Annotated in this window: 19 protein-coding genes and 2 tRNA genes; 7 read left to right on the plus strand and 14 right to left on the minus strand. The window is 65.4% G+C overall.

From position 1 onward, the window contains the following. Position 1: 1 nt before the first annotated feature. Genes A0J57_RS06735 through A0J57_RS06745 form a run of 3 tightly spaced genes read left to right on the plus strand, consistent with a single transcriptional unit; the run spans position 2 to position 2,350 of the window. Positions 2–1,255 (plus strand): cytochrome P450, encoded by a 1,254-nt coding sequence (locus tag A0J57_RS06735; RefSeq protein WP_025547722.1) that lies wholly within the window; start codon positions 2–4, stop codon positions 1,253–1,255. A gap of 25 nt (positions 1,256–1,280) precedes the next feature. Further along, positions 1,281–2,054: an SDR family NAD(P)-dependent oxidoreductase gene (locus A0J57_RS06740; protein ID WP_061934667.1), complete on the plus strand. Its 774-nt coding sequence runs from the start codon at positions 1,281–1,283 to the stop codon at positions 2,052–2,054. Beyond that, entirely contained in the window at positions 2,054–2,350 is a 297-nt protein-coding gene (locus A0J57_RS06745; RefSeq protein ID WP_061934669.1) for a GMC oxidoreductase, read from the plus strand. Before A0J57_RS06740 ends, A0J57_RS06745 begins: the two co-directional genes overlap by 1 nt. A 452-nt stretch (positions 2,351–2,802) precedes the next feature. On the opposite strand, the gene A0J57_RS06750 is transcribed toward A0J57_RS06745, so the two are convergent. The 7 genes from A0J57_RS06750 to moaA form a co-directional block, all read right to left on the minus strand. Next, on the minus strand, positions 2,803–4,191 hold the full coding sequence (locus tag A0J57_RS06750; protein WP_061934671.1) for an efflux transporter outer membrane subunit: 1,389 nt from the start codon (positions 4,189–4,191) through the stop codon (positions 2,803–2,805). Then, a complete protein-coding gene (locus tag A0J57_RS06755; protein WP_061934673.1) occupies positions 4,191–5,312 on the minus strand; it encodes an HlyD family secretion protein in 1,122 nt (373 codons plus the stop codon). The genes A0J57_RS06750 and A0J57_RS06755 overlap by 1 nt, the downstream gene beginning before the upstream one ends. An 11-nt stretch (positions 5,313–5,323) precedes the next feature. Continuing rightward, positions 5,324–6,991, minus strand: a complete 1,668-nt coding sequence (locus A0J57_RS06760) for an MFS transporter (protein WP_061934675.1) — start codon at positions 6,989–6,991, stop codon at positions 5,324–5,326. Positions 6,992–7,801: 810 nt separating this feature from the next. Then, a tRNA-Asn gene (locus A0J57_RS06765) sits at positions 7,802–7,876 on the minus strand. Between the two features lie 182 nt (positions 7,877–8,058). Continuing rightward, positions 8,059–8,133, minus strand: a tRNA-Asn gene (locus A0J57_RS06770). Between the two features lie 78 nt (positions 8,134–8,211). Then, entirely contained in the window at positions 8,212–8,988 is a 777-nt protein-coding gene (locus tag A0J57_RS06775; protein WP_025550952.1) for an NAD kinase, read from the minus strand. After that, positions 8,985–9,995, minus strand: coding sequence for a GTP 3',8-cyclase MoaA (moaA, locus tag A0J57_RS06780; RefSeq protein ID WP_061934677.1), 1,011 nt, complete (start codon positions 9,993–9,995; stop codon positions 8,985–8,987). Before moaA ends, A0J57_RS06775 begins: the two co-directional genes overlap by 4 nt. A gap of 94 nt (positions 9,996–10,089) precedes the next feature. Between moaA and A0J57_RS06785 the strand changes: the two genes are divergently transcribed. Then, on the plus strand, positions 10,090–12,126 hold the full coding sequence (locus A0J57_RS06785) for a bifunctional diguanylate cyclase/phosphodiesterase (protein ID WP_061934679.1): 2,037 nt from the start codon (positions 10,090–10,092) through the stop codon (positions 12,124–12,126). On the opposite strand, the gene A0J57_RS06790 is transcribed toward A0J57_RS06785, so the two are convergent. The 4 genes from A0J57_RS06790 to A0J57_RS06805 all read right to left on the minus strand — a co-directional run bounded on the left by A0J57_RS06790 (position 12,115) and on the right by A0J57_RS06805 (position 17,204). Further along, on the minus strand, positions 12,115–12,855 hold the full coding sequence (locus A0J57_RS06790) for a TorF family putative porin (RefSeq protein ID WP_061934814.1): 741 nt from the start codon (positions 12,853–12,855) through the stop codon (positions 12,115–12,117). The genes A0J57_RS06785 and A0J57_RS06790 overlap by 12 nt on opposite strands. Continuing rightward, a complete protein-coding gene (locus tag A0J57_RS06795) occupies positions 12,842–13,252 on the minus strand; it encodes a hypothetical protein (protein ID WP_061934681.1) in 411 nt (136 codons plus the stop codon). The genes A0J57_RS06790 and A0J57_RS06795 overlap by 14 nt, the downstream gene beginning before the upstream one ends. Before the next feature lie 108 nt (positions 13,253–13,360). Continuing rightward, positions 13,361–16,825 carry a transcription-repair coupling factor gene (gene mfd, locus A0J57_RS06800; RefSeq protein WP_025549033.1) on the minus strand — a complete coding sequence of 1,155 codons (3,465 nt, stop codon included), beginning with the start codon at positions 16,823–16,825 and terminating at the stop codon, positions 13,361–13,363. Between the two features lie 109 nt (positions 16,826–16,934). Further along, positions 16,935–17,204 carry a succinate dehydrogenase assembly factor 2 gene (locus A0J57_RS06805; protein WP_044662006.1) on the minus strand — a complete coding sequence of 90 codons (270 nt, stop codon included), beginning with the start codon at positions 17,202–17,204 and terminating at the stop codon, positions 16,935–16,937. 85 nt (positions 17,205–17,289) lie between these two features. Here A0J57_RS06805 and recG point away from each other — a divergent pair, with 85 nt between their 5' ends. Both recG and A0J57_RS06815 read left to right on the plus strand, forming a co-directional pair. Then, positions 17,290–19,353 carry an ATP-dependent DNA helicase RecG gene (recG, locus tag A0J57_RS06810; RefSeq protein WP_061934683.1) on the plus strand — a complete coding sequence of 688 codons (2,064 nt, stop codon included), beginning with the start codon at positions 17,290–17,292 and terminating at the stop codon, positions 19,351–19,353. Between the two features lie 148 nt (positions 19,354–19,501). Beyond that, positions 19,502–20,593, plus strand: coding sequence for a mechanosensitive ion channel family protein (locus A0J57_RS06815; protein WP_061934685.1), 1,092 nt, complete (start codon positions 19,502–19,504; stop codon positions 20,591–20,593). On the opposite strand, the gene A0J57_RS06820 is transcribed toward A0J57_RS06815, so the two are convergent. Together A0J57_RS06820 and tyrS are read right to left on the minus strand one after the other, a co-directional pair. Further along, positions 20,565–20,918, minus strand: a complete 354-nt coding sequence (locus tag A0J57_RS06820; protein WP_061934687.1) for a PilZ domain-containing protein — start codon at positions 20,916–20,918, stop codon at positions 20,565–20,567. The genes A0J57_RS06815 and A0J57_RS06820 overlap by 29 nt on opposite strands. Positions 20,919–20,994: 76 nt before the next feature. Beyond that, positions 20,995–22,212: a tyrosine--tRNA ligase gene (gene tyrS, locus A0J57_RS06825; RefSeq protein ID WP_061934816.1), complete on the minus strand. Its 1,218-nt coding sequence runs from the start codon at positions 22,210–22,212 to the stop codon at positions 20,995–20,997. Positions 22,213–22,265: 53 nt separating this feature from the next. Between tyrS and A0J57_RS06830 the strand changes: the two genes are divergently transcribed. Then, positions 22,266–23,354, plus strand: coding sequence for an anhydro-N-acetylmuramic acid kinase (locus tag A0J57_RS06830; RefSeq protein WP_061934689.1), 1,089 nt, complete (start codon positions 22,266–22,268; stop codon positions 23,352–23,354). A gap of 57 nt (positions 23,355–23,411) precedes the next feature. Here the strand turns inward: A0J57_RS06830 and A0J57_RS06835 are convergent, their stop codons facing one another. Then, positions 23,412–24,587, minus strand: a complete 1,176-nt coding sequence (locus A0J57_RS06835; protein WP_025549040.1) for a VWA domain-containing protein — start codon at positions 24,585–24,587, stop codon at positions 23,412–23,414. Between the last annotated feature and the right edge of the window lie 129 nt (positions 24,588–24,716).

Consider the following 24,716-nt stretch of genomic DNA (forward strand, 5'->3'; position numbering starts at 1 on the left):
GATGGCCGACAATGACGCGGTCGACATCTATGCGCAGCATCAGGCGCTCTACAACCGGGTGGCCGTGCCAAATCATGTGCCGCCCGAACTGGTGGTCGATTTCGATTATCTGCATCCGTCGGGCATTGAGGAAGGGGACGTCTACACTGCCTGGAAAAGGCTGCATGACGGCCCGGACATTGTCTGGACGCCCTGCAACGGAGGACATTGGATCGTCACGCGCGGCGAAGACATCAAGTTCGTGCAGGAGCATTTCGAGATCTTCAGCCATGAGGTGTTCACGATACCGCGCGGGTCGTCCCCCGTCCGCATGCCGCCGCTGACCGTCGACCCACCGTTGCATGCCCGCTATCGCGCCATTCTCAACCCCTTCTTCACGCCCAGCCGGGTGAGCCGGATGCGGGAGGATGCCGTGGTCCTGACCCGCAGTCTGATCGAACAGATCAAGCCGAAGGGCCGATGCGAGTTCGTCAATGATTTCGCGCGCGTGATGCCGGTGACGATGTTCCTTGGCATCGTTGACCTGCCGCTGGACCAGCGTGAGCGGTTTGTCGAATGGGGCGTCACCTTCATGACCGCGACGGATTCCCGGATGAAGCTGGGCGCGCAGGAAAAGGTTGTCGCCTATCTCCAGCAAGTTCTGGACGAGCGCGCCGCCAATCCCGGCGACGATCTGCTCAGCAAGATCGCGGGCTGGCGGAACAATGCCCGCTTCCAGGGCGAGTATGAAGTCATCGGCATGGCGGTCCTGATCTTCTTCGGCGGCCTCGACACCGTCGCCAACATGTTGTCCTTCATCACCCGTTACCTTGCGCAAAATCCGCAGCAGCGCCGACGCCTGATCGACGAGCCGGAGATCGTCCCCAAGGCAACGGAAGAGTTCCTGCGTCGCTTTGGCCTGTCGAACACCGGCCGTCTGATCCTGCAGGACTTCAACTACAAGGATGCCGTCTTCAGGAAAGACGAGATGGTGATGGTGCCGATCTCGATGTCGAGCATGGACGACCGCTTGTATGATCGGCCGATGGACATCGATTTCGATCGCGATCCTGTGCACAACACCTTCGGCAATGGCCCGCACAAATGTGTCGGAAGCCCCCTGGCCCGCGCCGAAATACAGGTGTTCCTGGAGGAATGGCTGAAGGCCCTTCCCGACTTCCGGCTCGACCCTGAACGGCCGTCCGTCACCCATTCCGGTTCCGTCAACGGCGTCGATTCCCTGAACCTCGTCTGGGATTCCGCGACCACGCGTTGACCCCATCATACTGACAGGAGTTTCTATGTCCGCCCCGGAAGCACTTTCATTTTACGGCCTTGAAGGCAAGACCGCCATCGTCACCGGCGCTGGGTCCGGCATCGGCCGCGCCACCGCAACCCTGTTCACGCAGGTCGGCGCACGGGTGCTGTTGATCGACGTCGTCGAAGACGCCGTGCGCGAGGCAGCGGAAGCGACCGGATCGCCCTGGGCCGTCTGCGACATATCGGACGAGGCGCAGGTGCTCTCGACCTTCAAAAGGGCGGAGGCGGAACTGGGCGGCCTCGACGTGCTGGCCAATGTCGCGGCCTATCGGCGCAAGGCGGACACCATGACGATGCCCGCGTCGGAATGGGACATCATGCACGCCGTCACCACGCGCGGTACGTTCCTGATGATGCGCGAGGCTATCAAGATCATGCGCGGCCAGGGGCGGGGCGGCTCCATCGTCAACGTTTCGTCCGTGAGCGCCGACCATCCGACGATCTTCAACAACACCCATTATGACTCGGCCAAGGCGGGCGTCGATGCGATGACCCGCGCCGCCGCGGTCGAGTTCGCCGAGCACAACATCCGTGTCAATTCGATCCAACCGGGCGGCACGGCGAGCGGCGGCGCGAAGGCGATGGGCGAGAGTCTGCCTTTCAAGGGGCCGATGACCCTGCCGGGCCGCATTCCGCTGGGCCGCATATCCCAGCCGATCGAACAGGCCCGCGCCATCTTGTTCCTCGCCAGCGACGCCGCCAGTTATATAACCGGCCATCATCTGACGGTGGACGGCGGCTATCATGTCTCCTGATGAAGACGGGGTTAGTCGCGGCTAACTATCCTGCCCAAATCCCCGCCAGCGACTCAGCCTGGGAAGCCCATGTCCGGCAAAGCGCGAATATCGGCTATCACCCGGTCGGTACGTGCCGAATGGGGGACGAGAATGCGGTGGTCGACGGGACGCTGAAGCTACGCGGTATCGACAGCCTGCGGGTCGTCGATGCTTTGGTGATGCCAGTGATCGTATCGGGCAACACCAATGCCGCGACCATCATGATCGCAGAGCGAGCCGCCGAATTTATCCTTCGAGATAAGCGTGGATACTGAGGCGACGCCCACAAAAACGGTCACTCGTAACGATAGCTGTGGCGACAATCTCTCCGAGGAAACGCGCAAGGATATGATCGAGAAGGCGCAGCAGGGCCATGGCCGAGCTGCGCGCCGATCGGCTATCGCAACGTCAGTGACGAGCAGGGGGTAATGTCATCGCCGTTGATCCGGAGGCAGGGCCGATAGTGACGCGCCTGTTCGACTGATACGCAAGGCGCCTCTATTCTCAATACCTCCGCTTTGGCACATCGATGCCGCGGGGGGGGCGTCCATCCCGTCAGGTCTTAGAGGGTAGCTGGCAGATAGCTGCCCTTCTAGCAAGCGTGGCCTGAATACCGCCGCCCTGTTGGCGAAACTCACCAGGAAGCTGGCCTGGCCAGCTATCGGAGCGATCAGTGCTGGACCTGATGACCGCTTTGCCGGCGGCTGCCGACCCGGTTTACCTTGTGTCAGTCCGATGGTGCAATTGGCGAAGCCTCGTTCCACCCGCCACCCAAGGCCTGATAGAGGGCGATCCGCGCCGTGAAGGCATCTGCCTGAGCCTGGACAAGATTCAGCTCGGCGGCGAGCAGGCCGCGTTGGGCGTCCAACTGCTCAAGATAGGGCGAATAGCCTGCTTTGTAGCGATTTGAGGCAAGACGGAAGGTCTCGGCGAGCGCGTCGCGCTGAGCGGCCACGATGCGTAACTGGGTATCTGTCTGAACGATATTCGCGAGCGCGTCCTCCACTTCACGGAAGGCATTGAGAGCGGTTTTGCGATAGGCAAAGGCAGCCAGATCACGCTGCGCACCGGCGCTTTCCGCGCCCGCGCGCAAGCGCCCGCCCTCGAACAGCGGCGCAAGCACGCTGCCGCCCAGCGACCAGATGGTGATCGGATTGTCGAGCAGGGTCGAGAAAACCGCACCACCCTGCCCGGTCAGGCGCAACTGGGGCAGGAAGCGCTTGCGCGCAGCCGCAAGGGCATGATCGGCGGCGGCAAGCTGAAGCTCGGCCTGCGCGACATCAGGACGACGACGCAGCAGTTGGGAAGGGAGGCCGGCTGGCACTGCGGGGTCTGTGAGCGCGGCAAGCGAAGCGCCGCGCTCTATGGGACCGGGCAAGTCGCCGCTGAGCAGCCTAAGCGCGTTTTCCTGCCGCGTGCGCGCCTGCTCAAGCGGCGCGATGATCTGCAACGCGCCCTGATATTCCGCCACTGCCTGAGCAAGCTCGAGCCTGGGTGAATAACCTGCGTCCGAGCGGCGCCTAATGCGTTGCAGCGCCTCCTTGCGTGCCTCGACGGTCTGGCGGGCGACGTCAAGCCGCGCATCGAGCGCGAGGAGAGTCACATAGCCGCTGGCCACGGTCGAGGCGATCGACAGGCGAACCGCGTCGCGGGCGGCCTGGCTTGCCAGCCATGCCGCGTGCGCTGCCGATTCTTGGTCGGACAGCCGGCCGAAGAGATCCACCTCCCATGCCGTCTGGACCTGCACTTGCCCGGCGGTCTGCACTTCGGGCGTCCCGAACGCGCTGACGCTGCGCGAGCGTTCACCACCCGCACCGGTCGCCAGGGTCGGCAATAGCGCGGCGCGCGCGCCTCTCTCCTGCGCCTTCGCTTCACGGATGCGCGCGCCGGCCATGGCAATGTCGAGATTGCCCGCAAGCGCGTGCTCGACCAGAGCGGTCAGGGCCGGGTCGCCGAAGGTCCGCCACCAGTCCGCATCAAGGGCACCACTCTGGTCAGGCGACGTGCGCCAGCCCTGCGGCGGCGTCACTGGATCGACCCGCGCGGTCTCGACATGCGGCCCGGCACAGGCAGCGAGCAGGAGAGGCAATGCCGCGATCGTGCAGGCGCGGCGCATCAGTCGTTTGTCTCGACATGCAACTCGACGGACATGCCGGGGCGCAGGCGTTTCGCCATCTCCTGCCCTGGATCGATCTTAACACGGACGGCGATGCGCTGCGCCACTTTCACGAAATTGCCCGTTGCATTGTCTGACTTGAGCACGGCGAACTCCGAGCCGGCGGCAGGCGAGAGATTCTCGACATGCCCCCTGAGCTTGGCGCCGCCCAGTGCGTCGACACGGAAGGTCGCGGGCTGACCGATGCGCATCTTGCGCGTCTGCGCTTCCTTATAGTTGGCGATGACCCAGCGATCGCGCGGGACCAGGAACATGAGCTGGGTTCCCGCCGAAACGAAGGCGCCATTGCGCACGCCGATTTCCGAGAGCTCACCGTCGACCGGAGCACGGATGACCGTATTGTCGAGATCGACCTGGGCGAGATGAAGCGCGGCCTGGGCGGCGGCGACGGAAGCCTCCAGCCCGCCACGCCCCACGATCACCGAACGGACGTCCTGTTGGCCAATCTGCTGCGCAGCACTGGCCTGTCGCACGGCCGCTTGGGCGGCGAGCAGCGCGGCGCGGGTCTGATCGCGCTCACGCTCGGAGATCGAGCCATCGGCGACGAGCGCGGCGGCCCGCTTCATGTCGGCCTGGGCGCGGACCAACTGGGCCTGCGCATTGGCAATGCCTGCCGACTGACCGGTGAGCGCTGCCTCGCGACCGCGCTGGCTTTGTTGCGAATTGGCCAGAGCGGCACGTTGCGCTGCGAGATTGGCCTTCGCCTGTTCGACGCGCGCGCCATAGATGCGCTGGTCGATGGTGACGAGGACATCGCCTTTCTTCACCGTCTGGAAGTCCTGCACGGGCACCCCGGTCACATAACCGCTGACCTGGGGGCTTATGATCGTCACCTTGCCGCGGACATAGGCATTGTCGGTGTCTTCGGCCCATCCGTCAAAAGGCGGCAGTCGCCAAGCGTAGAGGATGGCCACGATTCCTGCGAGCGCGAGAGCGCCGATCGCCACTGCCGCCGTGCGGCTTTTGCGGGGAGGACTCCAGCCCTGCGAAGAAGGCTCGACCTGCGGATCGGAAGGCGGCGCAGCTGCCGCAGCTCGGGATGTCGCCGCCTGATCCGTCATGAAACCCCCCGTTAACCTGCCTTTGCCGCCTGCGCCTGCAGGGCCTGCTGGAGCTGGATGATGGGCGAGGGCTCCTTGCGCCGCAAGATGGAACGGCGAATGAGAAGGCCCCAGATCACGCCCGCAACGGCCAGCACGCCGACCAACAGAAACACATCATTGAAGGCAAGGATATTGGCCTCTCGGGCCACTTGGCGGGCCAGCAATGCTCCGCCCTCCGCACCGCGCAACAGCGGATCGCCAATCAGGCCTCGAACCGACGCCGCGCCGCCTTCGACGCGCTGGACGACCTGAGGATCCGTCATGACGATATTTTGCACCAGCGCATGCGAATGGAACTTCTCACGGACGACCTGGAAGGTGCCGAGCATCGTCGAACCGGCGAGCCCTCCAAGGCTCTGGCTCAGGTTGAACAGCACGACGAAGCTGATGAAATTCTTCGGTCCGGCAAGCAATGTGCGGGCAATGCCGATGACCATGGCCTGGGCAAGAAACAGGAGAGAGGCAAAGCCGATCATCGCCTGACTCAGATAGAAGCTGGAGGGGCGTGTCAGATTGGTCGAGTCCGCATCCATGAAAGCTGCGATGGCGATAAGGGCGACGGCGAGCGTAATCGGCAAGGACAGGTTTGCCGGATTGAGCGTCAATACGGCCGTCAGCAATCCCGCGATCGAGGCGAGCACGATCACGAGATTGAGCATCACCATCTGGTCGTTGATCATGCCGACCACATTGAGCAACCCGACCGAACCGAAGGCCTGCTCGGACAAGAGGATGCGCACTATGGACGCGATGAAAATGAGGCGCATCATCTGTCGCGTGCCAAGCCAGCGGGTATTGATGAGCGGGTTCTCGCGATAATGTTCGAGGATGAGCGAGGTGGCGACAAGCACGATGCCGGCGCAAAGCGCCCAGCCGATCCAGGCACGCTCGGTCCACCATTCGATCCGTCCTTCGGAAAGCACCGCGATGAACAGCCAAAGGCCCGGCGCCAGCAATCCGATCGTCAGGAAGTCACGCCATTCGAACGCCTGGCTGCGCTGGCTCGGCGGCAACGGCAAGGCAAGAATGGCGGCCAGCGTGATCAGTGTGAGGCCCAGTTCGAACACATAGAGCATGTGCCAGTCGCCTGCGACGAGCAGCCCCGGCGAGACCATCCGGGCTAGCGGCGTCGCGAGTTGGGGAATGCAGATGCCCATCATGATGCCGGTGAGCCGCTTTGGCGCAGTAAAACCCTGCATGAGATAGAGGATCGCGAGTGTGGTGAGGCCGCCGGACGCAAAGCCGCTCGCCGCGCGTACAGCCACCGACGACCAGAAGCCGTGCACGCCGAGGTGCAGAAGCGTCGTGACTGCGTAAATCGCCAGCATCCAGCGGATGAAGGGTTGCAAGCCGAACTGCTGGCGATATTTGACGAGCAGCAGGTTCGCACAGGTGTAGGTCATATAATAAGCCGCCGTAAGCCATGCCGCCTCGTTGGAATTGAGACCCAGCGTGCCCTGCGCAAACGCGATGTTGACCGTGATGAGCGCATTGCCAAGGCCGCTGGTGAGCCCGATCATGGCGCCGATCAGGATGTAAGACAGGCGGCGACCTGACGGATGGTCGGGATTGGCTGGTGACCCGGGCAAGGTCGGCTGCTCGTGCGGCTTGAATCGATAACCGGACTCATCTTCCATGAAGCATCAGCCTTGGCAGTCGTGAAGAAACTCCGCACCGGCAGGATGGCTAGACCACCAGTCCAAAATCGATGTCATGATCGTTCCAGAATCTGGCCGATGCAAGCGGTTAAGTTGGGCAGGGGCCTTGCTTCAACCAGAATTTCAGCGACTGCTCGTACTTGTATCGCACAATGCCCTGCTTGGCTTGTTCCGCTCTCAAATCGACCTTCCTAGAGGGGATTGGTGCTGCGGCTTAGGTGAATAAAGACCGGGTCGGGAATCGGAACAGGGCCGCTGAATGCTCCTCAAGTCGGGTCGTACCATCCCTCTTTGCGCCCTGCTCGGTCCTCGTCCTGCCACCTGCGCAGATGTGTCTGGTCATGATAGGCCATAGGGTCCGGCGTGGTGATGAACTCCATCGTCGTTCTCCATGGCATGCGGCAACAGCAGACTTTGTTTCCGGGACCTTTCTCGGTGGCTTAACAAAGCCGACATGGCAGTGGAGCCGAGTACGATCCTGACATGGCCGCTATCTGAAAATCAGAGACGCCTCGGAGCGGCGAGGATGGGCGGCACCAAGACTTCGTCCAGCGGATTGGATGAAGAAAATCAAAGCTGTCGAAATCGAGTACCCGGGCACGGAATTTACAGAAGCGCACCATAATGCCGCTTTGGCCGTTTTGCGCACTGTTATGCTAACTTTCGCCGCTTCGTCACTTCGGTGTCATACCCGTTGTGGGGCGGCGATGCTGGCACGAAATCTGGCCAATCTGACCATTTCATGCCTTAACCCGTTAAAGCAATCAGAATCTTGGAGATGGAAGAGTGTGGCTCCCCGAGTAGGATTCGAACCTACGGCCATTCGATTAACAGTCGAATGCTCTACCGCTGAGCTATCGGGGAGCGGCCCGGCTTGCGCCGGGCAGGCCGCGCATATGCAGCGGCTTTGGCGAAATGGCAAGGGCCGGAACCGCCGCCAGTCCGAAAAAAATGCCTGAATGGCCCGATGCGCGCGGGGCATGAGCCAAGGCGCGTCAATCTGCCTGAATAGGGGAGGTTTTCCGGTGCCGCCGCAGGATGGAAAGTGGCTCCCCGAGTAGGATTCGAACCTACGGCCATTCGATTAACAGTCGAATGCTCTACCGCTGAGCTATCGGGGAGCAACCCGGCTTCCGCTGGGCAGGCCGCGCCTATAGCAGCGGATTTCCGGCAATGGCAAGCGCCAAATGACGGAATTTTCACGCGATGAACTGTTCGGCCGCGATCCGGTCGTCCAGCGTATGTTCGGGGTCGAACAGCAAGGTCAGCGGGGTCGCGCGATCGATCTTCACCTCGACCTGCGCGACGTCGCGCACTTCGCGCTGGTCGGCAACGGCGCTGACCGGGCGCTTCACGGGATCGAGCACCGTGAACTGGATCGCCGTATTTTCCGGCAGGATCGCACCGCGCCAGCGCCGGGGGCGGAAGGGGCTGATCGGCGTCAGCGCCACCAGCGCCGATCCGAGCGGCAGGATCGGTCCATGCGCCGAGAGATTATAGGCCGTCGATCCGGCCGGCGTCGCCACCAGCACGCCGTCGCACACCAGTTCGGGCAGGACGGTGCGGTCGTTGACCTTCACCTCCAGCTTGGCGGTCTGGCGCGTTTCGCGCAGCAGCGAGACTTCGTTGATGGCGGGGATGGAGAAACGCTCCCCATCCACGGTGTCGACGACCATGCGCAGCGGATTGACCTTGAACGGCTTGGCCGCCTCTATCCGCTGTTCCAGCCGTTCGAGCCGCCATTCGTTCATCAGGAAGCCGACCGTGCCCAGGTTCATGCCGAACACCGGCAGGATTCGCCGCCCCTCCAGCATGGAGTGCAACGTCTGGAGCATGAAGCCGTCGCCGCCCAGTGCGATGATCATGTCCGCCTGCTCCACGGGCACGAAATCATAGGCGGCGCGCAGCCTTTCCTCCGCCGCCTTGGCCGCCGGACTGGGGGACGCGACCAGAGCGCGCCGGACGTCGTCGGTCATCCGCCGGTCACGCTCATATGCCGCCGCACAGCCGGCGCGGCATCGGCGCTGATGCGGAAATCATGCGCCGCCGGCTTCAGCCGCAGGGCGCGGTCGATCAGCGGCTCCACCGCGGGCAGGCCGCCCTGGCGGAAGGCGGCCTTCAGGTCGACATGATCCTCATGGCCCAGGCACATGAAGATCTTGCCTTCGCAGGTCATGCGCATGCGGTTGCAATCGGCGCAGAAATTATGGGTGAGCGGCGTGATCAGTCCCAGCCGCGCCTTCAACCCCTCGACCGCATGATAGCGCGCGGGGCCGCCGGTGCGGTGCGGGACCGGCGTCAGCGCGTGATGCCGGCGGATCGAATCGGCCACCTGCGTCAGCGGCAGATAATGATCCGTCCGGTCTTCCCCGGTTTCGCCCAGCGGCATGGTCTCGATCAGCGTCAGGTCGAACCCCCGCGCATCGCACCAGTGCAGCATCGGCAGGATCTCGTCCTCATTGATGCCCTTGAGCGCGACCATGTTGATCTTGACCGACAGGCCGGCGGCCCGCGCTGCCTCCAGCCCTTCGAACACGGGTCGGATGTCGCCGTTCCGCGTGACATGGGCGAAACGTTCAGGGTCAAGGCTGTCCAGGCTGACATTGATGCGCCGGACGCCCGCATCCGCAAGCGCCTGCGCATGATGCGCGAGCCGCGTGCCGTTGGTGGTGAGCGTCAGTTCGTCGAGGCCCGCGCCCACATGCCGGCCGATGCGCCGGACGAGGTCGACGATGTCGCGCCGCACCAGCGGTTCGCCGCCGGTCAGCCTGATCCTGCGCACGCCCCGGGCGATGAAGAGATCGGCCAGCAGCGCGATCTCCTCCAGCGTCAGGACCTGATCCCTGGGAAGGAAGGTCATCCGCTCCGCCATGCAATAGCGGCAGCGCAGGTCGCACCGGTCCGTCACCGAAATCCGCAAATAGCTGATCCGGCGGCCGAGTGCATCGGTCAGGACCGTGCGCCCAAGATCGGCCATCTCCATATATGCTAGCTAGGCGATGGACCTGCCCCGTGCAAGCGTCACCGGTTGCGGCAGCGTAAACAGGACGCTAACCGATGGGGTCTAGGAAGGGGCGATGAACCGTCCCGAGGAGCATCATGTGAGCGGCGAGACCGCACTGGACGGACAGCGCAGCCTCTTCATTCTGTCGCCGGGGGACCGCGACGGACTGTCGCAGCAGGTGCGGACGGCCGGCTGGCGCGCCATCGCCGCCCGTCGCGCGACCGATGCGGCGCAGCGCTTCCTGCACAGCGATGCCCAGATCGCCCTGGTCGACATGCGCGGCGCGCGCGATGGCGAGGCCGGCCTGATCACGTCGCTGGCGCCCGCGGTGGATGCGGGTGGGGGTGCGCTCATCGCGCTGGTCGACGCTCTCGACATGGCCGCCGTGCCCGGATTGCTGGAGGCGGGGGCGACGCATTTCCTTGCCGTGCCCTTCACGCCGGTCGAGCTGCGCGCGACGCTGGCTTCGGCGCAGCGGCTGGTCGACCGGCTCGTTGGCGGGACGACGCACAGCCGGCGCGCCCAGCGCATCCGGCGCGGGGATGCGCTGTACTGGGAAAGGGACGGGGACCGCATCCGCCTCAGCGACAATCTTGCGCGCCATCTTGGCCTTGAGCGGCAGAGCGTCGATCCGGCCGCCTTCATCCGCCGCCTGCCGCGATCGGAGCGCCGTTCGGTGATCGCCGCCCTGCGCGGCATGATGCGTTCCGGGCGTCCGGAGGCCTTCGCCCATGCCGCGCCGGGCCGTCCGGGCGACCGGCTGGTCCATCATCTGCGGCTGATCGACGGGGTGGTGGCGGCGGATGTGGAATGGCTGTCCGACGCGCATGGCCATGATGCGACCGGCCGCGACGACCTGACCGGGCTGCGCTCGCGTCAGGCGGCGCTCGACTGGCTGGAACGGCGGCAGGGGTTGGCGACGACGGTGCTGCTGCTGTCGATCAGCCAGTTCGACCGGATGAACGCCGCCTATGGCCAGGTGGTGGGCGACGCGCTGCTGGGCCGGATCGCCCGCCGCATAGAGCGCATGACCGTCGACATGGCGGTCGGCGCGACGGTCGCGCGCATCGCCGGGACCGAATTCCTGATCGGCCTGACGGGCGAAGCGGCGACGGCGGAGAAGGCGACCTTCCTGGCCCGGCAACTGATCGGCGCCATCGGCCGTCCGTTCAGCGCGGGCGACCATCTGATCCGTCTGACGGCGCGTTGCGGCATTGCCCAGTCGCGTCCGGACGACGACGCCATCCGGCTGATCCGCCGCGCCGGCACCGCTCTGGCCGACGCCAGGGTCGGGGGAGGGGAGGGCATCCGCATCTTTTCTTCGGAAAAGCGCAGCCGACAGGTGGATGCCGACCAGTTGGAAACCGACCTCCGCCTCGCCTTGCATCGCGGGGAGATCGGCATATTGTTCCAGCCGCAATATCCGGTCGGGGGCGAGCATATGATCGGGGTCGAGGCGCTGGCGCGCTGGAACCACCCGCAATATGGCGCGCTGGGGGCGGGGATGCTGTTCGCCACGGCGGAGCGTTCCGACTATATGCTGCCGCTTTCGGCGCATATTCAGGCCGAAGCGCTGCGGCAGGCCGCCGCCTGGCCGCGCGCGCTGTCGCACCTGCGCCTGTCGATCAACGTCACGGCGGAGGACATCGCCCAGCCCGGCTTCATGCCGCAGTTCCTGAACCTGGTGGACATGAGCGGCTTTCCCCGGTCCCGCCTGACGGTGGAGATCACCGAGAGCGGCCTGATCGAGGATGTGGACAATGCCACCGCCTTGCTGACGGCGCTGCGGGCCGAAGGGCTGGCGGTGGCGGTGGACGATTTCGGCACCGGCTATTCCAGCCTTGCCTATCTCAAGAGCCTGCCGCTCGATTATCTGAAGATCGACAGCGGGCTGGCGCAGGACATTGCGGGGACCGCCCGCGACAGGATCATCGTGCGGGGCGTCATCCACATGGCGAAGTCGCTGGGCCTGCGCGTCATTGCCGAAGGGGTGGAGACCGAGCAGCAGCTCGATCTCCTCACCCGTGAAGGTTGCGACTATTATCAGGGTTTCCTGCGTTCGGCGGGCGTTTCCTCCGCCGATCTGGTGGCGCTGGCGCTAAAGGCCTAACCCCACCCGTCCGATCAGGCTTGCCCCCGCATGGCGGCCTCCGGGGCCTGCGATGCCGCTGTCGGCATAGCGCAGGCCGGCGAACCAGCGGCCCTTCATATAATCGACGCCGATCCCATGGTCCCAATAGGCGCCGTCCGGGCGCAGTCGCGCGGCGCGGGCCGGGTCGCGCGCATCGCCCGAAGACCGGCCGATCCGCGCGGAGACGGTGAGGGGCGTGCCCGGCAACCCCATCGCCGCCGACGCGGACAGATAGAGATTGTCCCCGCCGATGGACGACTGCCTGGGGGCATAGCTGCCGCTGACGTCTATGCTGGCCGGCCCGATCAGGAAAGCCGCGCCAGCGCCGATTTCGCCATAGCCCTGTCCGGAACTTCCGGGGAAAAGGTGATAACGGCCTTCGGCGGAAAGCCGCCATCCGCCGATCTGCCGTGCATAGGCCGCACCCAGGTCGACGACGGCATCGGCTCCGCCATGCCGGTCGCTGCCCCATAGCGAGGCGGCGGCGCCGTCGAGGCTCAGCCCGTCAGCCACGGGCACGGACAGCGTACCCCGCAGCACCGGGTCGCCCTCGCTCCAGCTCAGGCCCCGGCGCCGCTCGTCGCTTGCGACCTCGACCGTGGCCGACACGCGGTCGGCATATTGCGCGAAGGCGGGGCCGACGCCAGCCAGGAAGGCGCTGGCCAGAATGGCGCAGGCCAGCGCCGCCCTGTCTTCAGTTGGAGGCAAGATTGCGGACGGCATCAAGCTCGGCCAGTAGCGGCGCGTGGTCCGCCTGTGCAACCGCGATCAGATGTTCGCGGATTGCGCCTTCATAACGGGCCAGATTGCGTTCGCCCGACTGGCGGCCGGGCGTGCAGGCGCCATGCTCGCTGCCGGAAAACTGCCTGTCGCTGGAAACCGTGCGGCTGAGCGCCGGTCCATGGCTGAGCGCCCGGTCGACCAATATGGTGGCGGTCCACTGGCACCGTTGCATGTCGGCTCGGTTCGGGGTCCGGGCGCCGATGGTTCTGGTGCGGAACTCGGCGCGGGCGCTGTAGGTCGCCTCGACAGGCTTTCCGCCATGGTCGATCTGCACGCTGTGCGTGGCCGCTGCTGCGGCCAGGGCAATAAGGGTCAAACTCATGTCATTCTCCTGCTTGGCGCCGGACTTTGCTGTCCGGTCGCCAGAGCGGGATTTAGGTTGCGACTGTTGCTGGCTGTTGTCCGAGGGATGACAAAGGGGTGCTGGCGTTCAGGCCGCCGCCTTCGCCAGCCCCTTGGAAAGCTGCAGCGCGCCGTTGAGTCGCGCCGCCGGATCGGCCCAGGCCCGGTTCACCACCACCTTGCTGTCGGGCCGCAGCCGCGCCACGCCGTTCAGCCGCTGGATATAGGCGACCAGCCCCTCGGGCCGGGGGAAGCGGTCCTCGAAGAAGCTGACCAGCGCGCCCTTCGGTCCGACATCGATTTTCGCGATATTGGCGGCGACGCAATTCTGCTTGATCTCGATGATCTTGAACAGGTTCTGCGTCGGCGCGGGCAGCTTGCCGAACCGGTCGATGAGTTCGGCGGCGAACGCCTCCAGCCCCTGCCGGTCCTCGACTTCGTTGAGGCGTCGATAGAGCCCCATGCGCAGGTCGAGGTCGGGCACATAATCCTCCGGAATGAGGATCGGCGCGTCCACGGTGATCTGCGGCGAGAAGCTCTCGCGCGCCTTCTCCAGCCCCGCGCCGCCGGCCTTCGCCTCCAGTATCGCGTCCTCCAGCATCGACTGGTAGAGTTCGAACCCGACCTCCTTGATATGGCCGGACTGCTCGTCGCCCACCAGATTGCCCGCGCCGCGTATGTCGAGGTCGTGGCTGGCAAGCTGGAACCCCGCGCCCAGCGTATCCAGGTCGGACAGCACCTTCAGCCGCTTTTCCGCCGTTTCGGTGATCACCCGGTTGGCGGGCGTGGTGAAATAGGCATAGGCGCGCGTCTTCGCCCGCCCGACCCGCCCGCGAAGCTGGTAGAGCTGCGCCAGGCCGAAGCGGTCCGCCCGATGGATGATGAGCGTGTTGGCGGACGGAATGTCGAGCCCGCTTTCGACGATGGTGGTCGAGAGCAGCACGTCGTAGCGCTTGTCGTAGAAGGCCGACATGCGTTCCTCCACCTCCGTCGCGCTCATCTGGCCATGGGCGACCACCGGCCGCACTTCGGGCACTTCGGTGCGGAGAAATTCCTCGATCTCCGTCAGGTCGGAAATGCGCGGCACGACGAAGAAGCTCTGGCCGCCGCGATAATGTTCGCGCAGCAGCGCCTCGCGGATCACGACCCCGTCCCACGGCATGATGTAGGTGCGCACCGCCAGGCGATCCACCGGCGGCGTCTGGATGACCGACAGTTCGCGCAGGCCCGACATCGCCATCTGCAAGGTGCGCGGGATGGGTGTCGCCGTCAGCGTCAGCACGTGGACGTCTGTCTTGAGCGACTTCAGCCGTTCCTTGTGGGTCACGCCGAACCGCTGTTCCTCGTCCACGATGACGAGACCCAGCCGCTTGAACTCCAGCCCCTTGGCCAGCAGCGCATGGGTGCCCACCACGATGTCGACGGTTCCGTCGGCAAGGCCGGCCTTCACCGCCTTCGCCTCCTTGTCCGGCACCAGCCGGGACAGGCGGCCGATCTTCACCGGGAAACCCCGGAAACGCTCCTCGAAATTCATGTGATGCTGCCGGGCGAGCAGGGTGGTCGGGCAGATCACCACCACCTGCATCCCCGCCATCGCCGCGACGAAGGCGGCGCGCAGCGCGACCTCCGTCTTGCCGAAGCCGACATCGCCGCAGACCAGCCGGTCCATCGGCCTGCCAGCGCCAAGATCCTCGATCACGTCGCCGATCGCCCGGTCCTGATCGTCGGTTTCCTGATAGGGGAAGCGGTCGACGAAGGCGGGATAGCCCGCGCTGTCGGGTTCCGCCACGGTCGCGGGCCGCAGGGCGCGTTCCGCCGCGGTCTTGAGCAGTTCGCCCGCAATCTCCCGGATGCGTTCCTTCATCCGCGCCTTGCGCCGCTGCCAGGCCTCCCCGCCCAGCCTGTCCAGGCTGACGCCCTCGCTTTCGGAGCCGTAGCGGGAGAGAACCTCCAGATTCTCGACCGGCACATAGAGCTTGTCGCCGCCCGCATATTCCAGCGCGACGCAATCATGCGCCGCCTTGGCGACGGGAATCTGGGTCAATCCTTCATAGCGGCCGATGCCATGGTCCATGTGCACGACCAGATCGCCCGGCGAGAGCGTCGCCAGTTCGGCCAGGAAAGCGTCCGCGCTCTTCTTGCGCTTGGCCCGCCGCACGAGCCGGTCGCCCAGCATGTCCTGTTCGGTCAGCACCGCCACGTCGGGCGCGGTGAAGCCATGGTCGAGCGGCAGGACGGTCAGCACCGTGCTGCCCCCGGCCGCGATGCCCAGCGCCTCCTGCCAGCTGTCCGCCGCCGCGATCCGCTTCAGCCCATGGTCGGCCAGCAATCCGGACAGCCGTTCCCGCGCGCCGCCCGAATAGCTGGCGATGACCACCTTCTTCTTCGCCCGCTGGAGCGCGGCGATATGTTTGCTCACCGCCTCATAGACATTGGCGTTCTGCGCCCGCTCCGGCGCGAAGTCGCGTGGGCCATCCACGGCGAAGTCGAGGACGGAGGCGCTTTCCGGTTCATGGAAGGGGGTGGTGGCGTGCATCGGCCAGTCCCGCGCCAAAGCGGCCCATTCCTCCGCCTCCAGATAGAGGGCCCTGGGCTCCAGCGGCCGATAGGCGCCGGGATCGGAGGATTTCGCCGCCGCGCGGTTCGCATGATAGTCCCTGATCGCCTCGAACCGCGCCTCCGCCGCGCCCGCGACGCCATGGTCCAGCAGGATCAGGCTGTCGTCGCCCAGATGGTCGGTCAGGGGCACCAGCCGTTCCTCGAACAGCGGCAGCCAATGTTCCATGCCCTGCAGGCGGCGCCCGTCGCTCACCGCCTGATAGAGCGGGTCGCCGGTGGCCGTGGCGCCGAAAATTTCGCGATAGCGGCCGCGGAAACGCTTGATCGTCTCCTCGTCCAGCAAGGCCTCCGACGCGGGGAGCAGGGTGAAGCCCTCGACGCTCCCGCTCGTCCGCTGGTCGGCGGGATCGAAGCGGCGCACCGTTTCGATCTCGTCTCCGAAGAAATCGAGCCTGAGCGGCTGTTCCTCGCCGCCGGGGAACAGGTCGACAATGCCGCCGCGTATGGCGAACTCGCCCCGGTCATGCACGGTGTCGGTGCGCACATAGCCATTGGCCTGCAGCATGTCGGCCAGCCGCGAGATGGCGATCCGTTCCTTGGGCGCGAGTTTCGCCACCAGTTGCCGCACGCGGAACGGCGTCAGCGTGCGCTGCGTGAGGGCGTTGAGCGTGGTGAGGACGAGTTGCGGCCCCTGCGGCTTGCCTTGCAGGGCGTAGAGGCCCGCCAGCCGGGCCGCGGCGGTGCGCAGCGAAGGGCTGGCCCGGTCATAGGGCAGGCAGTCCCAGGCCGGGATTTCGACGATCTCGATCTCCGGCGCGAAATAATGCGCCGTATCCGCCACGGCGCGCATCAGCTGCTCGTCGGGGGCGACGAACAGGGTGCGGGACGGGGCGGCGCGCGCGATGTCCGCCAGCAGCCAGGGCTGGAAACCGGCCGGCACGCCGGAAAGGGTCATCGGGGCGGAGGCTTTGAGGATTTTCTGGAGATCGGTCATTTCTTGCTTTGTCATTCCCGCGAAGGCGGGATGCGTTTCCCGGCCCGGCGTGTGGATGCTCCGTCAGGAGATGAATCCCCGCCTTCGCGGGGATGACGGCGTAGGGCGTCTATTTCTTCCCGATCTCCACGAAATCCATCTTCACGAACCTGTCCCACATCGGCCCGCGCCATTGTTCCGGCAGCGGCAGCGTGCCGAGGGCCCAGGCCATGATGTCGGCATCCTGTTCCTCGATAAAGCGTTCGAACCAATCCAGTTCCTCTTCGCCCCATTCGGCATGGTAGCGATCGAAAAATCCCCCCACCGCCAGGTCCGCTTCCTTGATGCCGCGATGCCAGGCCCGGAATTGCAGGCGGCGGATGCGGGGGTCTTCGTTCACAATTTGTTCCTTGCGCGAGCATGGCGAAATTACCGATCGGATGTTTGCGCATCGTCCCGGCTGGGCTAGACGCATGCAGATAGCCATGCGACCCGATATCCTCAACCCACTCTTCACCGAAATCGAAGCGCTGAAAGGCGTCGGCCCAACATTGGCAAAACCGCTGGAGCGGCTGGGCCTGGCGCGCGCCGTCGACGTTGCCTTCCATCTTCCGGTCAGCTTCATCGACCGCCGCATGGTGGACGAGCTGATCCTGGGCGATTCAGGCCGGGTCATCGGCATCACGCTGACGCCCACCGATTATCGCGCGTCCGGCAGCGCCCGCGCGCCGTTCCGCGTGATCGCGCAGGACCGGCACGGGAACAGCGTCGCGCTGGTCTATTTCGGCCGCAACAGCGCCTGGCCGCGCAAGCTGCTGCCGCTGGGCGAAGCGAAGTTCGTCTCCGGCAAGCTGGAGGCCTATGGCGACAATCTGCAGATCGTGCATCCCGACCATGTCCTTCCGCCGGAGGAAGCCGTCACCATTCCCGCGCGCGAGCCGGTCTATGGCCTGTCCGAAGGGTTGACCAACAATCGCCTGCGCGACCTGGTGACGCAGGCGCTGGCCCGCGCCCCCGAACTGCCCGAATGGATCGAACCCAGCCTGCTCGCCCGCAAGGGCTGGCCCGGATGGCGGGAGGCCCTGCATCGCATCCATGCCGATCCCACGGACGCGCTGGCCCGCGAGCGGCTCGCCTATGACGAGATATTCGCCGGGCAGCTTGCGCTGATGCTGGTGCGCCAGTCGTCCCGCAGGCGCCGGGGCGTGCCCGTTGCCGGAGACGGCCGGTTGCGCGCCATGCTCAAGCTGCCCTTTGCGCCGACCGGCGCGCAGAGCCGCGCCTTCATGGAAATAGAGGGCGACATGGCCCAGCCCGTGCCCATGCTGCGCTTGTTGCAGGGCGATGTGGGGTCGGGCAAGACGCTGGTCGCGCTGATGGCGCTGCTCAACACGGTCGAGGCGGGGGCGCAGGGCGCGCTGCTGGCGCCGACCGAAATCCTTGCCCGCCAGCATTATGAAACGCTGCGCCGGATGGCGTCGGGCCTGCCGGTGAATATCGCCATCCTGACCGGGCGCGAAAAGGGCAAGGCGCGCGAATCCACCCTCATGGGACTGGCGGACGGGAGCATCGACATATTGGTCGGCACCCACGCCATCTTCCAGGATGCGGTGCGATACAAGAACCTCGCCCTGGCGGTGATCGACGAGCAGCATCGCTTCGGCGTCGCGCAGCGCATGATGCTGGCGGCCAAGGCGGAGCGCGCGCCGCACCTGCTGGTGATGACCGCCACGCCGATCCCGCGCACGCTGACGCTCACTTATTATGGCGAGATGGACGTGTCCCGCCTGGACGAGATGCCGCCGGGCCGGCAGCCGATCCAGACCGTGGTCATGTCCTCCGGGCGTCTGGACGAAGTGGTGGAGGCGCTGGCCCGCCATGTGGAGGGCGGGGGGCAGGCCTATTGGGTCTGCCCGCTGGTCGAGGAAAGCGAGAATAGCGACCTTGCCGCCGCCGAGGCGCGGGCGGAAACGCTGCGGACACGTTTCGGCGAGCGCGTCGCCATCGTGCACGGCCGGATGAAGGGGCCGGAAAAGGATGCCGCGATGGAAGCCTTCGCCTCCGCCCGGGCGAAGATATTGGTGGCGACCACCGTGATCGAGGTCGGCGTCGACGTTCCCAACAGCAACCTCATCATCATCGAAGGGGCCGACCGCTTCGGCCTGGCGCAGCTTCACCAGTTGCGCGGGCGCGTGGGGCGGGGGCAGAACCAGTCGGTCTGCATCCTGCTGCGCGGCAATGCGCTGAGCGAGACCGCCCGGGCGCGCCTGGCCCTGATGCGGGAAACCAATGACGGTTTCCGCATAGCCGAGGAGGACCTGCGCCTGCGGGGCGCGGGGGAGATATTGGGCACGCGCCAGTCGGGCGAGCAGCAGTTGAAGCTGGCGACGCCGGAGCATCTCTCCGCCCTGCTCGATCCGGCGCGCGACGACGCGCATCTGCTGATCGACCGCGATGGGGGACTGAGCGAGGCGCGGGGGCAGGCGGCCAGAACCTGCCTCTATCTTTTCGAACGCGACGCGGCGGTGGGTCTGTTGCGCAGCGGGTAGGATTGCCGCCTGTTCTGGCGAAGGCAGGAACGCGGTGCCGGCGGCTGTGCGACCGGGCGGCGTTTCCCTCGCAGGGTCGGCACGCATCGGGGAAGCAACGGCCTGCCGCACCTGCGAAACCATCCCGCGGCCCTGTCGTTGCAGGACCATGCAATCCGACATCAGCCTGCACCATGTCACGTCGATGGCGGCGATCTCGATCGGCCTGTCGGTCGCCGTCGCCTTCCTGCTCCATTGGCTGGTCTATTGGCTGGCGACCCGCATCGTGCGGCGGATGCGGATAGAGCCGGTGATCCTTCCCGCCCTCTATCACCCCAGCCGCTGGCTGATCGTCCTCATGACGCTGGCGGCGGGCATCCAGCCGCTGACCTTCAGCCCGAATGTGGAGGCGATCTGGTCCATCGGGTCGAAAATGCTGTTCATCCTGCTGATGGGCTGGCTGATCTTTTCCCTGATGCGGGCGGGGCGCATCATCCTGGAGCGCCGCAGCGACATCAGCGTGGAGGATAATCTGAAGGCGCGGCGGCAGCATACCCGCATCCGCATCCTCTACCGCGTGACGCAGTTCATCGTCGGCTTCCTGATCGTCTCGCTGATGCTGATCGCCATTCCCGGCGTGCGGAGCGTCGGGGTTACGCTGATGGCGTCGGCGGGGCTGGCCGGGCTGGCGGTCGGCGCGGCGGCGCAGCCCGCGCTCAAGAACCTGATTGCCGGCATCCAGATGGCCTTTTCAGAACCGATCCGGCTGGACGATGTCGTGATCGTCGAGGGCGAGTGGGGCCGGATCGAGGACATCAAGCTGACCTATGTCGTCATCCGCATCTGGGACGACCGGCGGATGATCGTGCCGGTGTCCTATTTCCTGGAAAAGCCGTTCCAGAACTGGACGACGAAAACCTCCGACCTGCTCGGCACCGTATTCCTTTACGTCGATCCCGCCGCGGACATAGAGGCGATCCGGGCGAAGTTCATCGAGGCGGTCAAGGCCAACAGCCGCTGGGATGGGCGGGTCGCGATATTGCAGGTCACCGACCAGCGCGCCGATGCGCTGGAGCTGCGCGGCCTGCTGAGCGCCCGCAACGCCGGCATAGCCTTCGACCTGCGCTGCGAGGTGCGGGAGGCGATGATGAATTTCCTGCGCACGCAAATGCCGCAGGCGCTGGTCCGTTCGCGCCAGCGGCTGGAGGTGGGGGATGATCTTGCGAATGCGTTTACCAGGCCGTCTGCCGTGGCGGAATGAGGGACAGCATCGCGTCATAGACATGCGGTTCGATCCGCCTCAGGAACTCGACGCCGATCCGCCCATCTTCCGACCAGCGCACGTCCCCGGCATGGTCCTTCACCACGGGCAGCCATATCGTCACCCGTTCGCCCATGGCCAACGGCGCATCCGTCCGGCACATCAATCCCAGGGCGGAGATGTTGATGATCCGCGCGCCATGGGTTCGCCCCTGCGCGGTGATATGGCTGACCATATCGACCAGATCCCGCTGCACGCGTCGCTGGTTGGCGGCGGGGTCCCGCGACTGGTTCAGATGGGACAGGCTTGCGAACACCGAAGGCATGCCCGCAGGATAAGATAAGGAAGGTGGCCTATTCCTTACCTTCCATGGTTAAGGCGCGCTGCACGCTCTTTCGATTTCAGGCGGTTACCAGCCCGTGCTTCTTCGCGCCGAAGCTGACCTTGTCCCCCGCCTTCAGGGGCAGGGCGGGGTCGTTCACCACCTCTCCATTGACGCGGATGGCGCCTTCCGCCAGCTTCCGCCGCACTTCCTTGTTGGAGGCGGCAAAGCCCAGCGCGGCGGTGCCCTGCACGATGTTCAGCCCGTCCGCGCCAAGGCTGACGGTCGGCAGATTGGCGTCAGAGGCGCCCTCCTCGAAAGTCCGGCGGGCCGTCTCCGCGGCGGCGGCGGCGGCATCTGCGCCGCGGCAGAGCGCCGTCGCCTCGTTCGCCAGGATCTTCTTCGCCTCGTTGATCTCCGCGCCCTGCAGGGCGGCCAGCCGCTCCACCTCGTCCATCGGCAGGTCGGTGAACAGCCGCAGCCGGCTGGCGACGTCGGCATCGGCCGTGTTGCGCCAGAACTGCCAGTAATCATAGCTGGAAAGCTGGTCCTCGTTGAGCCACACCGCGCCGCCCACGGTCTTGCCCATCTTGGTGCCGTCGGCATTGGTGAGCAGCGGGGTCGTCAGCCCGAACACCTGCGTGCCGTCCACCCGTCGCGCCAGTTCGACGCCGTTGACGATATTGCCCCACTGGTCCGATCCGCCCATCTGCAACCGGCAGGCCGAACGGCGCGACAGTTCCAGAAAGTCATAGGCCTGGAGGATCATATAGTTGAATTCCAGGAAGCTCAGCGACTGTTCCCGGTCCAGCCGCAGCTTCACCGAATCGAAGCTCAGCATCCGGTTGACCGAGAAATGCTGGCCGATGTCGCGCAGGAAAGGGATATATTCCAGCCGGTCCAGCCAATCCGCATTGTCGACCATGATCGCGTCGGTCGGTCCGTCGCCGAATGTCAGGAACCGTTCGAACACGCGTTTGATGCTGCCGACATTCTGCGCGATGGTGTCGGTGGTCAGCAGCTTGCGCGCTTCGTCCTTGAAGCTGGGATCGCCGATCTTGCCGGTGCCGCCGCCCATCAGGACGATGGGCTTGTGCCCGGCCTTCTGCAACTGGCGCAGCATCATGATCGACACCAGATGGCCCACATGCAGCGAGGGCGCCGTGGGATCGAAGCCGATATAGCCCGGCACGACCTGCCTGGCGGCCAGGGCGTCCAGACCCTCCGCATCGGTCAACTGGTGGATATAGCCGCGCGCTTCGAGCAGGCGGAGCAGATCGGACTGGTAGTTGCTCATGGCGCGGCCCTGTAGCATTGAGAGGAATAACGTAAAAGAGGCAGGATCATTCGATGCTCGCAATAGGCCTGATGTCGGGCACATCCCGCGACGGCATAGACGCCGCGCTGATCGAGACCGATGGCGAGGGCGCCAGCAAGGGCATCGCTTTCCATGCCATGCCCTATGGCGAGGGCTTCCGCCTTCGCCTGGCCGAAGCCTGCGGGCGCGCCATGGCGATGGACAGGCCGGGGTTCGAACCGCTCATCCACGCGGTCGAGGAAGAACTGACCGAGCTTCATGTCGAGGCGGTGTCGGACCTGCTGGCCCGCAGCGGCCATGTCACGCAGGACGTCGCCGTCATCGGCTTCCACGGCCATACCGTGGCGCATCGCCCCGAATGGCGCTGGACCTGGCAGATCGGGGACGGCGCCGCCCTGGCGGGGGCCTTCGGCATTCCCGTCGTCGCGGACCTGCGCAGCGCCGATGTCGCGGCGGGCGGACAGGGCGCTCCGCTGCTCCCCGTCTATCACCGCGCCCTGGCCCATGATCTGGCGAAACCCGTTGCGGTGCTGAACCTGGGCGGGGTCGCCAACATCACCGCCATCGCCGCCGACGGGGAAATCGTCGCCTTCGATACCGGCATGGCGAGCGGCCTCATCGACAATTGGATGCAGAGCTATGGCGACCGGAGCTTCGATGAGAACGGCGCGACGGCGGCCGGCGGCCGGGTGGATGAAGAGCGGCTGGCGCACATGCTGGCCGATCCCTGGTTCGCCGTCCCTCCGCCCAAGAGCATAGACCGCGAGGCCTTCACCATCGATGCCGTGCGCGGGCTGCCGCTGGCGGATGGCGCCGCGACGCTGACGGCCTTTTCCGCCGCGGCGGTCTCGCGCGGGCTCGGGCATCTCGCGGAGCGGCCCAAGCGCATCTATGTCGCGGGTGGCGGGCGCCACAATGCGACGCTGATGCGCATGCTGGGCGATTATACCGGCGCGGAGGTCCGACCGGTGGACGACCTCGGATGGGACGGGGACGCCCTGGAGGCGCAGGGTTTCGCCTATATGGCTGTCCGCCATATGAAGGGCCTGCCGATCAGTTTCCCCGGCACGACCGGCGCGCCGCGGCCGATGACGGGGGGCGTGCTCTTCGAACCGGCATGACATTTCCCTGACCCCCTCGCGCCTGCGGAATGGGGACGTCGCTGAATCGGCCCGGGTTCACCGCTTGCGCGTCAGTTCCCGCATGGCGTCGTCAATCCCCTCGATCGTCAGGGGATACATGCGGCCATTCATGATTTCGCGGATCATCCTGGTCGACTGGCTATAGCCCCAATGCGCTTCCTGCGCGGGGTTCAGCCACACGGCGGCCGGATAGGTGTGCAGCACGCGGCTCAGCCAGGTTGCGCCCGGTTCCTCGTTCATATGTTCGACCGAGCCGCCGGGATGGCTGATCTCATAGGGGCTCATCGCCGCGTCCCCGACGAAGATCACCTTATAGTCATGCCCATATTTGTGGAGGATGTCCCAGGTCGGCGTCCGCTCCGAAAAGCGGCGGCGGTTGTCCTTCCACACGCCTTCGTAAAGGCAGTTGTGGAAGTAGAAGAATTCCATATTCTTGAATTCGCTCGTCGCTGCCGAGAACAGCTCCTCGCAAAGCGTGATGAACGGGTCCATCGATCCGCCCACGTCCAGGAACAGGAGCAGCTTCACCGCATTGTGCCGCTCCGGCCGCATGCGGATGTCGAGCCAGCCCTGCCGCGCGGTTCCCCGGATCGTTTCGTCCAGGTCCAGCTCGTCCGCCGCCCCCTCCCGCGCGAAGCGCCGCAGCCGCCGCAGCGCGACCTTGATGTTGCGGGTGCCCAGTTCCTTCTGATTGTCCAGATTGGCGAATTCGCGCTTTTCCCACACCTTGATGGCGCGCTTGTGCCGGCTCTCGCCGCCGATCCGCACCCCCTCCGGATTATAGCCGCCATGGCCGAAGGGCGAGGTGCCGCCGGTGCCGATCCATTTATTGCCACCCTGATGACGCCCCTTCTGCTCCTCCAGCCGCTTCTTCAGCGTCTCCATGATCTCGTCCCAGCTTCCCAGCGACCTGATCTTCTCCATCTCCTGCGGACTGAGGAATTTCTCCGCCACCAGCCGCAGCCATTCCTCGGGAATGTCCGCTTCGACCCCTTCGCTGCCCAGCACGCCCTTGAAGACGCGGGCGAACACCTGGTCGAAACGGTCGATCAGCCCTTCATCCTTCACATAGGTGGCGCGAGCGAGATAATAGAAATCCTCCGGCCGCTGCCCGATGACGTCCCGGTCCAGCGCCTCCAGCAGCAGCAGATGTTCCTTTATGCCGGCGGGAATGCCGGCAGCGCGCAGCGCGTCGAGAAAGTTGAGCATCATGACGGCCCCCTTGTCCGCCAGCTTGCCCGATCATGCAAGCGCGGGGCGTTGTCGGAATGTTAAGTGTTGCAATGCATCGTTAACAAGGCAGTATCCATATCGGGCGGAATAGGGCGGCGATCATTGGAA

Origin of the sequence: Sphingobium sp. 22B (assembly GCF_001580035.1) — a bacterium.
In the GTDB taxonomy this organism is placed as follows: Bacteria; Pseudomonadota; Alphaproteobacteria; order Sphingomonadales; family Sphingomonadaceae; genus Sphingobium; species Sphingobium fuliginis.